This is a genomic window from Zobellia alginiliquefaciens, assembly GCF_029323795.1.
Taxonomy (GTDB): Bacteria; Bacteroidota; Bacteroidia; order Flavobacteriales; family Flavobacteriaceae; genus Zobellia; species Zobellia alginiliquefaciens.
Genome location: NZ_CP119758.1, coordinates 2,016,617 through 2,029,261 on the forward strand (window position 1 = coordinate 2,016,617; position 12,645 = coordinate 2,029,261).

Annotated in this window: 10 protein-coding genes; 9 read left to right on the forward strand and 1 reads right to left on the reverse strand. The window is 40.2% G+C overall.

The window, feature by feature from the left end:
- Positions 1-20: 20 nt before the first annotated feature.
- Positions 21-2,537 carry a nitrite reductase large subunit NirB gene (gene nirB / locus P0077_RS08545; RefSeq protein WP_276168691.1) on the reverse strand — a complete coding sequence of 839 codons (2,517 nt, stop codon included), beginning with the start codon at positions 2,535-2,537 and terminating at the stop codon, positions 21-23.
- 124 nt (positions 2,538-2,661) lie between these two features.
- Between nirB and cobA the strand changes: the two genes are divergently transcribed.
- From cobA to P0077_RS08590, 9 genes are all read left to right on the forward strand, one after another.
- Complete coding sequence (cobA, locus tag P0077_RS08550; RefSeq protein WP_276168692.1) at positions 2,662-3,435, forward strand: uroporphyrinogen-III C-methyltransferase; 774 nt, start codon at positions 2,662-2,664, stop codon at positions 3,433-3,435.
- Positions 3,436-3,711: 276 nt separating this feature from the next.
- Positions 3,712-5,133 carry an MFS transporter gene (locus P0077_RS08555; RefSeq protein WP_276168693.1) on the forward strand — a complete coding sequence of 474 codons (1,422 nt, stop codon included), beginning with the start codon at positions 3,712-3,714 and terminating at the stop codon, positions 5,131-5,133.
- Between the two features lie 36 nt (positions 5,134-5,169).
- On the forward strand, positions 5,170-5,901 hold the full coding sequence (locus P0077_RS08560) for a Crp/Fnr family transcriptional regulator (protein ID WP_276168694.1): 732 nt from the start codon (positions 5,170-5,172) through the stop codon (positions 5,899-5,901).
- Between the two features lie 247 nt (positions 5,902-6,148).
- The gene (locus tag P0077_RS08565) at positions 6,149-7,534 is read left to right on the forward strand and encodes a CmpA/NrtA family ABC transporter substrate-binding protein (RefSeq protein ID WP_276168695.1); all 1,386 of its coding nucleotides are present in this window, start codon (positions 6,149-6,151) and stop codon (positions 7,532-7,534) included.
- A 34-nt stretch (positions 7,535-7,568) separates the two neighbouring features.
- Positions 7,569-8,669 (forward strand): ABC transporter permease, encoded by a 1,101-nt coding sequence (locus P0077_RS08570; RefSeq protein ID WP_276168696.1) that lies wholly within the window; start codon positions 7,569-7,571, stop codon positions 8,667-8,669.
- A gap of 16 nt (positions 8,670-8,685) precedes the next feature.
- Positions 8,686-9,525, forward strand: coding sequence for an ABC transporter ATP-binding protein (locus tag P0077_RS08575; protein ID WP_276168697.1), 840 nt, complete (start codon positions 8,686-8,688; stop codon positions 9,523-9,525).
- Positions 9,526-9,535: 10 nt separating this feature from the next.
- Positions 9,536-10,363: an ABC transporter ATP-binding protein gene (locus P0077_RS08580; protein ID WP_226967970.1), complete on the forward strand. Its 828-nt coding sequence runs from the start codon at positions 9,536-9,538 to the stop codon at positions 10,361-10,363.
- Between the two features lie 123 nt (positions 10,364-10,486).
- Positions 10,487-11,791: an alginate export family protein gene (locus P0077_RS08585; protein WP_276168698.1), complete on the forward strand. Its 1,305-nt coding sequence runs from the start codon at positions 10,487-10,489 to the stop codon at positions 11,789-11,791.
- Positions 11,792-11,938: 147 nt separating this feature from the next.
- Entirely contained in the window at positions 11,939-12,613 is a 675-nt protein-coding gene (locus P0077_RS08590; protein WP_276168699.1) for a response regulator transcription factor, read from the forward strand.
- The last annotated feature ends 32 nt before the right edge of the window (positions 12,614-12,645 follow it).

Here is a 12,645-nt window from a genome sequence, read left to right on the forward strand (position 1 = left end):
CGGAAAATAATTTCAAAGGATTACGCCCACTCTTTAGGCATTTTTTGTTCCCGAAGTGATACAAATTCAATGTTATCGTCCGGCTCGTCCGAATTAATGAAATGCGTATAACGCTCCCTTATCTCTGGTGTCTCTACGGCTTCTTTCCATTCGCACTTATAGGTGTTAACAAAATTCTGCATGTCCGTGTCCAATTCATCTACAATCCCTAGAGAATCATTAATTACCACATTTTTTAGGTAGGTTATGCCACCTTCCAGCTTTTCTAACCACGCTGCCGTTCGCGTAAGTGGTGGAGCAGTTTTTATGTAGAACATCATGAAGCGATCTACGTATTTTATGGCGGTTTCTTTATCTACTTTTTCAGCTAGTAATTCGGCATGTCTTGGAGTGGCTCCGCCATTTCCACCTACGTAGACGTTCCATCCGCCTTCAACGGCTATAAAACCGAAATCTTTGCAACGTGCTTCAGCACATTCACGGATACATCCAGAAACTCCTCCTTTAAATTTGTGTGGAGAACGAATGCCTTTGTACCTGTTTTCAATTTCAATGGCAAAACTTACGCTTTCGTCCATTCCATAGCGGCACCATGTGGAGCCTACACAACTTTTTACCGTACGCAGTGATTTTCCATAGGCTTGTCCCGTTTCAAATCCTTCGGCTATGAGTTCTTCCCAAATAAGTGGAAGCTCGTGCAGTTTTGCCCCGAACATATCTATTCGTTGCCCCCCTGTAATTTTAGTGTACAGGTCGTATTTCTTGGCAATTCTACCCAAAGCCATTAATTGTTTAGGCGAGATTTCTCCCCCGGCAACCCGTGGTACAACAGAGTAGGTTCCGTTTCGTTGTATATTGGCCAAATAACGGTCGTTACTATCCTGAATGGTTTCTTGTCGGTTTGCCGTTTCATTATAGATACTGGCAAAAATTGAAGCGGCGGCTGGTTTACAAACTTCGCAGCCGTGACCCTTGCCCACTTCATCTAGCAATTGGTCGTAATCTTGAATACCTTTAAGTTTTACGATATCAAATAGTTCTTGACGCGAATAGTCAAAATGCTCACAAATACTTTCCTTAACGGTTTTTCCTAGTGTTTTTAGACTTTCCTTCACCAAATCTGCAACCATAGGTTTACAACCCCCGCAACCGGTAGTGGCTTTAGTGGCTTTTGCTACATCTTTAACGGTTTCGTTACCGTCATCAATAACGGAACAACAAACGGCACCTTTGGTAACAGCTTCGCAAGAACAGATTACGGCCGTATCCGGTAAATCCATGGCACTACCAAAAGCCGAACCACCTTCGCCTCTGGTGCCAACAATGAGCTCTTCGGCATTATCCGGTAATGGAATATTGTTCAGGTACATTTGGTGTAGGATGCTATAATCTTCGGCATCGCCTACCATAATACCACCTAACAGTGTTTTGCCATCTAGGCTTACATTTATACGCTTGTAGAGTCCTTTGGTCTTGTTTTCGTAAATAATGGAAAGTCCTTTTTCCGCAGGCATATAAGGAACACCAAAACTTGCAACATCTACCCCAATTAGTTTCAGCTTGGTAGACATATCTATTTCCGAACTCATTAAAACTTCATTGTTTTCTATAATCTGGTTCACGGCTACTTCTGCCATTTCATAACCCGGAGCAACCAGGCCGTATATCATTTGATTATAAAGAGCAACTTCTCCAATAGCGTATATATTGGGGTCTGAAGTTTGCATTCTGTCATTTACCACAATACCGCCACGGACGCCCATTGCCAGGTTACAGGTTTTGCCAAGTTCATCTCGTGGACGGATCCCGGCAGAAACTACTAGCATATCAACTTCAAGGGAATCATCCTCTCCAAAGTCCATTCCTGTAATGGCCCCATCACCTAAAATTCTATTGGTAGCCTTTCCTAAATGAATGTTGATGCCTATGTTTTCTAGGGTTAGCTGTAGAACATTGCTACTTCTGGAATCTAATTGTCTGGGCATTAATTTGGGCGCGAACTCCACTACGTGAGGTTCTAGACCCATATCCATTACAGCTTTTCCTGCCTCTAAACCTAAAAGACCACCGCCCAATATGGCTGCACGGCCATTGGGTTTCGCTGCTTTTATTTTTTCGGCATACCCTAGCATAGCTTCTAAATCCTCTATGGTACGGTATACAAATACGCCCTCTTTTTCCACTCCGTTTATAGGAGGGACAAACGGACTTGAACCTGTAGCCAGGACTAGGTAGTCATATTTATATTCTTTATCACTTCCCGTGGTTATGGTTTTTGTTTTACGGTGTATATCCGTAACACGTTCGTTTACCACAAGTTCTATATTGTTTTCGGCATACCAACTAGCGGGAGCTAGTTCCAATGCTTTTGCATCTCTGTTTCCAAAAAACTCGCTGAGGTGTACGCGATCGTATGCGGCACGGGGCTCCTCTCCGAAAACAATAATCTTAAAATTTTCTGATTCTTCTTTAGCTGCGATTTTCTCACAGAACTTATATCCGACCATGCCGTTACCGACAACAATAATAGTTTTCATAGGCTTCGATTTTAAACTACTTAGCAATATTACGTATTAATACGTATATATTTACTGTTTTTATGAAAATAATTACGTAGTTTTGTTGAGGAATTACTAATACAACCCTTTAATAATGTTAGGTATGGAAACAGTTAGAGAACCAATAGTTACCTTAATAGGAGCAGGCCCAGGAAGCGCAGACCTTATAACAGTTAGGGGTTTGGTGGCTTTAAAGGCTGCGGATGTAGTGTTGTATGACGCATTAATTGATGAGGACCTATTATTACAGATTGATGAAAGTATACCTAAGATATACGTAGGCAAACGATGCGGTAAACATTCGTTCACACAAGATGATATTAACATGCTCATAGTTGAAAAAGCGTTTGAATACGGTCATGTGGTTCGTTTAAAAGGGGGAGACCCTTTTGTATTCGGTAGGGCTCATGAAGAAATTGATTATGTAGAATCTTTTGGTATTCCGGTAACGGTCGTTCCCGGAGTGTCAAGTGCAATAGCGGTGCCTTCCAGTCAGGGTATACCCATGACGCGCAGAGGTGTAAGTAGTAGCTTTTGGGTAATGACTGCAACAAAACGTGATGGCTCCTTTTCGGAAGATTTAAAGTATGCCTCCCAGTCTTCTGCAACTATGGTGATTTTGATGGGAGTAAGAAAGTTAAAAGAAATATCAGCTGAAGTCAGTAAATATAAAGGTTCATTAACTCCTATGGCTGTTATTCAAAATGGTACAATGCGTAATGAGACTTGTAAGGTAGGAACTTTGGGCAGTATAAATTCTGAGATTTCGGATATAGATTTATCTAAGCCCGGTATTATTGTAATAGGAAATGTAGTCGCGGAACATCCATCTTTTTTTGAGGAAGAGGTACAGCGCGTACTGCATTCGGGTATGTAAAATGATACGGTTCAGAGCGCGATACATATAGTACATAATTCGCTAAAATCGCTGCATATATTGCTTATTACAGGCAGTGTATACAGCGATTTTTTTAGATATAATTCGATATTATCAAATTTTCCTAGTCTTTTTTTGGAATAACTGATTTTTCTCCGCTTCCACCTTCTATCCTCGTAAAAATACTTAGAATTTAGGCGATATTTTAGATAATACGTAGTAATACGTATAAATATACGTAGTTTTGAGTATCGTTAAACTTTAAACATCAGTATTATGGAAACTCAATCTAAAAAAGCGACCAGCTTAAAACTGACCGATATTAAAAGTGTGCCAATTCGTACATTTTGGATTACTTCAATAGCGTTCTTTATTTGCTTTTTTGCTTGGTTCGGTATTGTGCCATTTATGCCGGACGTTGTAAAGGACTTAGGGCTGACCCCTGAACAAAAATGGAATTCCATTATTTTGGCAGTAACAGGAACGGTATTCGCAAGGTTGCTAATTGGTAAATTATGTGATAAGTACGGCCCAAGAATATGTTACACCTATTTATTGATTTTGGGCGCTATACCTGTAATTCTACTTGGGTTTGTGCAAACCCCGACACAGTTTTTAATCTGTCGTTTGTTTATAGGTTTTATTGGGGCATCGTTTGTAATTACTCAGTTTCATACTTCAATCATGTTTGCATCTAATATTGTGGGTACAGCAAATGCAACATCTGCCGGATGGGGAAATTTAGGTGGTGGAGCAAACCGTTTAGGTATGCCGTTGATTGCCGCTGCGGTGGTGAGTTTTGGAGTTGCCGATGAGGTTGCTTGGAGATATTCAATGATGATTGCGGGTGTAATTGCTATGCTTATGGGGCTAGTGTACTACTTTTTTACACAAGACACCCCAGAAGGTAATTTTGCCCAACTCAAGAAGGAAGGTAAAATGCCGACACTTAAAAAAGATGAGGAAAGCTTTGCAAGCGTATTAAAAGATTATAGAGTGTGGATTTTGTTCGTCATTTATGCAGCTTCATTTGGAATGGAGCTTACCGTCTATGGAACGATGGACGATTACTTACAGAATACATTTGGACTCACCCGAACCACGGCAGGAAATCTGGTACTCTCGTTTGCATTGATGAATATTTTTGCCAGAACATTGGGAGGCTTTTTTGGGGATAGATTTGGGAAGTTAAAAGGCCTAAGAGGAAGAGTTATGTTTTTAGCTCTTATTCTTGCTATTGAGGGCTGTATGTTGACCATTTTTTCAACAACAACAAGTATTGCGTTCGGTATCTTATTTTTGATTGCCTTTAGTTTGTCTGTTCAAATGGCTGAAGGAGCTACTTTTTCAGTAGTACCGTTTATAAACAAAAAAGCTATTGGTTCTATCTCTGGTATTGTGGGTGCGGGTGGTAATGTAGGGGCTTTTGTGGCTGCTATGTTCCTTAAATCCAAGTCGGCATTGGCCGAGACCCAGGCCATAGCGGAAAATACGGCTTTAGGAGAAGAGGCGGTTAGAACAGCTCAAGCAGCAGCAGCATCTACTGCCGTATCCGCTGGGTACTTGGTTATTGGTTTATGTGTGGTTCTTACCGCTGGATTATCGTTGGCCATAAAATTTTCTACTGAAGACGAGGAAGCAACTGCACGAGAAATGAAAAGAACTAAAACTCCTGATTACGCTTTAGGTAACAAATAAGATGCGATTTTGATTTCTACCCTGACAAATAACAATATGGCCAGTGCCGACGAAAGTACGGTTAATACGGCATGCGCTATTTGTTCAAATGAAAATTGCTTGATAAAGAACAACTTAAAGCAAAATAAAACGGTTTCTCTGTTTACACAAGAAAGAAAAGAGTTCACTTGTAAGAAAGGGCAGCAGTTTATAATTGAGGGTGCTCCGGTTAATGGCTTGTTCTTTGTGCTCTCCGGGAAAGTAAAGGTTTTTAGAACGGGTATTAATGGTAGGGAGCAAATCGTTCGCTTTGCCAATTCTGGTGAAATAATCGGGCACAGAGGTTTTGGCACCCAAGAATACTACCCTATTGGTGCCATGGCTCTAGAAGATACCAAACTTTGCTATTTCTCAAAGGATAATTTACAAGAAGTGCTACTGATGGCGCCAAGCTTCACTTTTGATTTAATGTTGTTTTATGCCAATGAATTGAACAGAAGCGAGGCCAAGGTAAAATCTATTTCCCAAATGACGGTTAGAGAACGTGTTATTGATACATTGATCTATGTAGAACGAAAGTTTGGCCAAAGAAATAATTTTATTGATATCGTTCTCAGTAGACGTGAATACGCCAATTATACTGGTACTACCGAAGAGCAAGTCATTCGCGTTTTCTCCGCCTTGAAGAAAGAAGGTCTCATTACTGCTAAAGGAAAACGGATAGGAATTAGTGAAATTTCTCTTTTAAAAGATGAAATATCAGAGCACAACTTTTATCTGGATAGTTAGTCTCAACATCGCTTTACAATCATAAATTTTATCGTTAAGTACTACTACGTATCTATGTGCGCATGGATGCTATAGGTTAATATTTTGATTATTAGTTGTTTATGTCGAATGCATGATTTTTAGCAGGTTTATATATGGTGTAAAAAGAGAGTTTAACCTGTCTTATTCCATATGACGAAAAGTAAAATACGTATACATTTGCTTAAAATAAGTATTAATACGTAGTTAATATAAAAACCATACTATTATGAAAACCATTTTAACAAAAGCATCATTACTGGCAACTATAGCTGCAGTAGTTATGGCTTGTGGAGGAAAAGAAACAAAAAAGACCGAAGCAGCCGCAACGGAAGAAACTGTGGCATCTAAGACCAAGATGTTAGACATAGAAAAGCCACAACTTACCTTCGGTTTTATAAAATTGACGGATATGGCCCCTTTGGCCATTGCTAAAGAGAAAGGATTTTTTGAAGACGAAGGATTGTTTGTTTCCGTTGAAGCACAATCAAACTGGAAAAACGTTTTAGATCGTGTTATAGACGGTCAGTTAGATGGTTCTCATATGTTAGCGGGTCAGCCTATTGCTGCAGGTGCTGGATTTGGTAGACAGGCCAAACTGGTTACTCCTTTTTCTATGGATTTAAACGGAAATGGTATTACTGTTTCCAACGACGTTTGGTCTAAAATGAAACCGAATGTGCCGGCAGATTCTGAAGGAAAACCAATACATCCCATCAAAGCCGATGCCTTAAAACCTGTTATTACCGAATACAAGAACAGTGGAAAACCTTTTAAAATGGGAATGGTGTTTCCTGTTTCCACGCATAATTACGAAATACGCTATTGGTTGGCCGCTGCAGGTATCCATCCAGGGATGTATACTGCTGATAACGTACAAGGTCAAATTGATGCGGAAGTATTACTTTCTGTTACGCCTCCACCACAAATGCCGGCCACGCTGGAATCTGGTACTATTTATGGCTATTGTGTAGGTGAGCCTTGGAACCAACAAGCAGTTTTTAAAGGTATCGGGGTTCCTGTTACTACCAATTATGATATCTGGAAAAACAATCCGGAGAAAGTATTTGTAATGACCGAAAAGTTCGTTGCCGATAATCCAAATACTGCCATCGCGGTTACCAAAGCTTTAATACGTGCGGGTAAATGGTTAGATGAACCTGCTAATAGACCGGAAGCCGTTAAAATATTATCTATGTCCCAATATGTAGGTGCCCCGGAAGAAGTGTTGGCCAACTCCATGACCGGTACGTTCGAATTTGAAAAAGGGGATAAGCGTAAAATGCCGGACTTTAATGTATTCTACAAGTATAACGCTACCTACCCTTTCTATTCCGACGGTATTTGGTTCTTAACTCAGATGCGCAGATGGGGTCAAATTCCTGAAACCAAATCAGCTGAATGGTATGGAGAAACCATCAAAGATATTTACCGACCTGATATTTGGAAAAAAGCAGCGAACCTGCTAGTGGCCGAAGGTCAAATTCCTGCAGCCGATGTTCCCGAAACGGATGGATATAAAAGAACAACTACTGATTTTATTGATGGTACATCGTTTGACGCGAAAGACCCTATTGGGTATATCAATAGTTTCTCCATAGGAAACAAAGATTAAGTTTTAGTGAAAATCGAAGCAAAATTATAGGATTATGGAACAAGATATCACATTAAAGAAAGAAGGGCAGGGTTTCGCATTTTTGAAGCCGCTTGTGGCAAAACTGACACCTAAATTCCAAAAGGGAAAAATATTCTCATCATTGAAAAATACGGGAATTACCGTACTATCCGTGCTTCTGTTTATAGGTCTATGGCAATTGGGTTCTAAAGCGCTTTACAATAAGGAGGCCGATTATAAAATTGAGAAGGCACTTACTGAAAGAGGTCAAGAGGCTGCTGATGCGGAACGGGCTTGTATTGAATCCGGTGATAGCAGTTGTCAGCCAAATACACTGCCTTCCCCATCTCAGGTATGGAATTCGTTGCAATCATTAATTGCGGACCATAAAGTAATTACTGCGGATAAAGCCGCTTTTGTACAAAAAATGGCGGCAACCAATGCAAAGTTGGTTGCACAAGGTAAAGATGCTATTGTTTACACGGGCAGAGCTTCTTTTGTGGATATCGTGCTAACCAGTATTAAAACGGTTTTTGCGGGCTTCTTGCTAGCACTTTTAATTGCGGTGCCTATCGGTATAATAATAGGGTTGAGTCCGTCTTTGCGCAGTGCTTTCAACTGGTTTATTCAAATTTTTAAACCGGTATCTCCTGTAGTGTGGTACTTGCTGGTTTTTATGATAGTGAAGACCCTATATATTGGCGATAGTTCGGACAATGCTTTTGTGATTTCTTTTATAAGTGTAGGCTTGTGTGCCATGTGGGCTACACTTGTTAATACCGCCATGGGTGTTGCTTCGGTTGATAAAGATTACATAAACGTGGCCAAAGTTTTAAAGTTGGGCACTTTTCAGAAAGTTTTTAAAGTGATTTTACCGTCCTCTCTACCCTTGATTTTTACGGGATTACGAATTACACTTTCCGTAGCATGGATGGTATTGATCGCTATTGAACTTTTGGCACAGAGCCAAGGGTTGGGCTTGTTCGTTTGGGAGGAATTTCAAAATGGTGCCAATGATTCAAATGCTAAGATTATTGTGGCAATGTTCGTAATCGGTATCATCGGGTTTCTTTTGGATAGGCTAATGTTATCGGTACAAAACTTGGTTTCGTTCAACAAAAATGAAATGGCGTAATCCTAAAAAAAAGCAAATGGCATATCTAGAACTGAATAATGTATATAAAAGTTACGGGAAGGGCGAGAATGCTACCAACGTACTTTCAGATATCAATTTACAAATTGAAGAAGGCGAGTTTGTTGCTATAGTTGGGTTTACTGGTAGTGGAAAAACTACGTTGGTGAATCTTATCAACGGACTTTTAGAACCGACCAGTGGCGAGGTTTTGTTTAAGGGCGAACCGGTTGTGGACACCAGTCATGAACGGGGCGTGATTTTTCAAAACTACTCTTTGCTGCCATGGTTAACAGTAGAACAAAATGTGTATATGGCCGTGAAGGAGGCTTTTCCAAAAGAGAGCAAAGCAGTCCTAAAACAAAGGGTAAAAGACTATGTAGAAATGGTTAGTCTTAGCCCTGCAATTCACAAAAGACCTAAGGAGCTGTCCGGGGGTATGCGCCAGCGGGTATCGGTTGCAAGGGCACTGGCCATGAATCCGGAAATGATAATTATGGATGAGCCGTTAGGGGCCTTAGATGCGTTAACACGAGGAAATTTACAGGATGAAATATTGAATATTTGGAGCAAGGACAAACGTACCGCCCTATTGATTACCAATGATGTTGATGAGGGAATTTATATGGCAGATAGAATCATTCCTTTAAAACCAGGTCCTAATGCCACGTTGGGTCCGGAGTTTAAAATAGAAATTGACCGCCCAAGGGATAAAACGGCTCTAAACGATAATCCAAACTTCAAAAAAACCAGAAATGCGATTATTGAATATTTAATGGACATCGGAGACCAACGAAAATCAGTTTCTGAGACAGAATATGTTTTGCCTGAAATAGCACCAAAAAGCTTTGTAGCCTAAAACGAACATTATGCCAGAGATAAAAGAAAAAAACGAATTGGGAACCATGGAGAATGGTATACTTTATCCTTCTCCGGTCATGTTGGATTTACATGATCTTAAAAAGGTGTACCCAACGCCAAAAGGCGATTATGTTGTTCTTGAACATCTAAACCTTCAGATTATGAAGGAAGAGTTCGTAACCATTATTGGCCATTCCGGTTGTGGAAAAACAACCATGCTCTCCATGATTGCAGGGCTAAACCCAATTTCCGGGGGTAACATTTCCGTTTTAGGAAATCCTGTAAAAGGACCTGGTCCGGACAGGGGTGTCATCTTTCAATCCCCAAGTTTAATGCCTTGGATGACCGCTTTGGAAAATGTTCTATTGGGGGTGAATCAAGTTTTTCCGCACGCCACGAAAACGCAAAGACAGGATATTGCCAAATACTATCTAAACAAAGTGGGTCTTGACGGCGCTTTTTATAAAAAGGCATCTGAGCTTTCTCAAGGTATGCAGCAAAGGGTAGGTATTGCAAGAGCTTTCGCAATCAAACCCAAAGTATTGCTTCTAGATGAACCTTTTGGTATGCTAGATTCATTAACGAGAGGCGAACTACAGGATATCCTTATCGAAATATGGAATAAAGAAAAAATAACCGCGGTAATGATAACCCATGATGTGGATGAGGCCATATTCTTGGCAGATAGGGTTGTAATGATGACGAGTGGTCCAAGGGCAAAAATAGGAGACGTGCTCAACATCGATTTTGAAAGACCACGTACCCGTAAATCCGTTTTAGAACATGATGATTACTACACGTACAGAAAACATTTGATTGACTTTTTAGAGCATTGATTATTAACCAAACTTTCAATTAAACCTCGCATATGTTGTAAGTCACAATACTACCTAACACCGACCAATATTAAGTTTTGGCGAATAACATATGAATTTTAAATAAAGATAAAATAGACACCGATGAAAAAACAGTACACATTTATAACCCTATTTGTCCTATCGATTCAATTTGCTACTGCGCAATTTGTCCTTGATGGAGAATTTAAGCCACGTACCGAATACCGAAATGGTTTCGGAAGTATTATTCCAGATGCCGCGGATCCAGGTTTTGGCATTTCTACCCGTTTACGTTTAAATGCGGGCTACCAAACTGAAGCCTTTAAGTTTTATATGAGCCTACAAGATGTGATGGTTTGGGGAGAGAACAGACAATTAAAACCAGAGGACAGTAACAATTCATTTTCTGTATTTCAAGCATGGGCGGACATTAAATTAGCTGAGGGTTTTTCCACAAAAATAGGTCGCCAGATGCTGGTATACGATGACCAGCGTATCCTTGGTGGAGTTGATTGGGCCATGCAGGCACGTAACCATGATGCTGCCTTACTGCAATACAAAAAGGGGAAATTTATGATGGATCTAGGTCTTGCCTTTAATCAGGATTTTACGGCAACCACCGCAAATCCAGGAGGGTTTCAATCCGTAGGTACTGCCTATAACACTACAGGGTTCTTTTCGTACAAAAGCATGCAATACCTCTATTTGAGACACAAAGGAGAGGCATTTTCCGCAAGCGGATTGGTAATGAACAACGGTTTCCAAAACTTTACAGGAGACGCAGATGCCCAAGTTGCAGACGGTGTAAGCAATTTGGTTACGCTGGGAACGCATTTAAATTATAAAAAAGGGAGTTTTGGAGCTGCACTTAATGCGTATTTGCAGACTGGTGAGCGTCAAAACAGCGTAGAAGTTAGCGGGGCATATCTTTTAGGGTTGGACCTTAGCTACAAAGTATCAAAAGGTATATCTCTGGGATTAGGGGCAGAAATCATTAGCGGAAACGATACTGGTACAGCTGACAAGACCGAGGCTTTCTTCCCGCTTTACGGTACCAACCACAAATTCAATGGTTTTATGGATTATTTCTACGTAGGTAACCATGCTAATTCTGTTGGTCTAACGGATATACATGCAAGTGCTAAGTTCGCTTTGGGCGAAACTTCTAGCCTACTGGTAAAGGTCTTAAACTTTAGCGGTGAGCAAGAATTGGCGAGTGGAGAAAAATCCTTGGGAACGGAAGTAGATTTGGTATTTACCAAAAGCTTCAAAGGTTATGGGTTGGCCATAGGGTATTCCCAAATGTTTGCCAGTGATGGTATGTACGAACTAAAAGGAGTAACGGAAGACGCTGCGGCAAGTAGTCAGAACTGGGCCTGGGTACAATTAACGATGAAACCTAAATTTTTAAATACCGCCAAGCAATAAGTTATTTTAAGATGCTTCGATAGGGCCGTTACAACCTGTTTGTTGTAGCGGTTCTTTTTGTTTTAAACGGATGGTGAATCGGTTTAGTGGTTTGTTCAACTCCCTTTATAAAAATCGATTATATTTGTACGTATAATTACGCATATTTTGGATCAAACAACAAGTATTATTTTAGCGGACGATCATTCTTTGGTTCGCGACGGCATTAGGGCTTTATTGGAAAGTGAATCCGATTTAAAAGTTATTGGCGAAGCTTCAGACGGTTTGGAGGCTATTGAAATGGTGAACGAAAAGTCTCCTGATCTATTGATTATTGATATAAGAATGCCAAGAATGACCGGTATTGAAGCGGTTGAAAAACTAAGCGCCCAAAACTCACCCGTAAAATGCATCATTCTATCTATGCACGATTCGGAAGAATACATTCTACAATCGGTAAGCGCAGGTGCACGTGGTTATTTGTTGAAAGACACCGGAAAAACCGAGTTTATTAAAGCCATTCATGCGGTTCGTGAAGGAGGTAAGTACTATAGTGGCGATATTTCTAACGTCTTAGTGAACAACCTGCTCAATTCTAACGGTTCTAAAGCCGTAGAAGCCCCTAAAAAAACTGTTCCCACGAGTAATCCTTTTGATTTGACCAATAAAGAACTTCAGGTTTTGGAATTGGTTTTATCTGGGTTGACAAATAAGCAGATTTCCGAAAAACTTCAGAATAGCAAGCGTACAGTAGAAACACACCGCTTTAATTTGATGCGTAAAATGGAAGTCAAGAATTTAATAGACCTTTCAAAAAAAGCACAACAGTTTAATTTGGTCTAGGACTATGAAGCACAACTAAAATTGCTCTAATT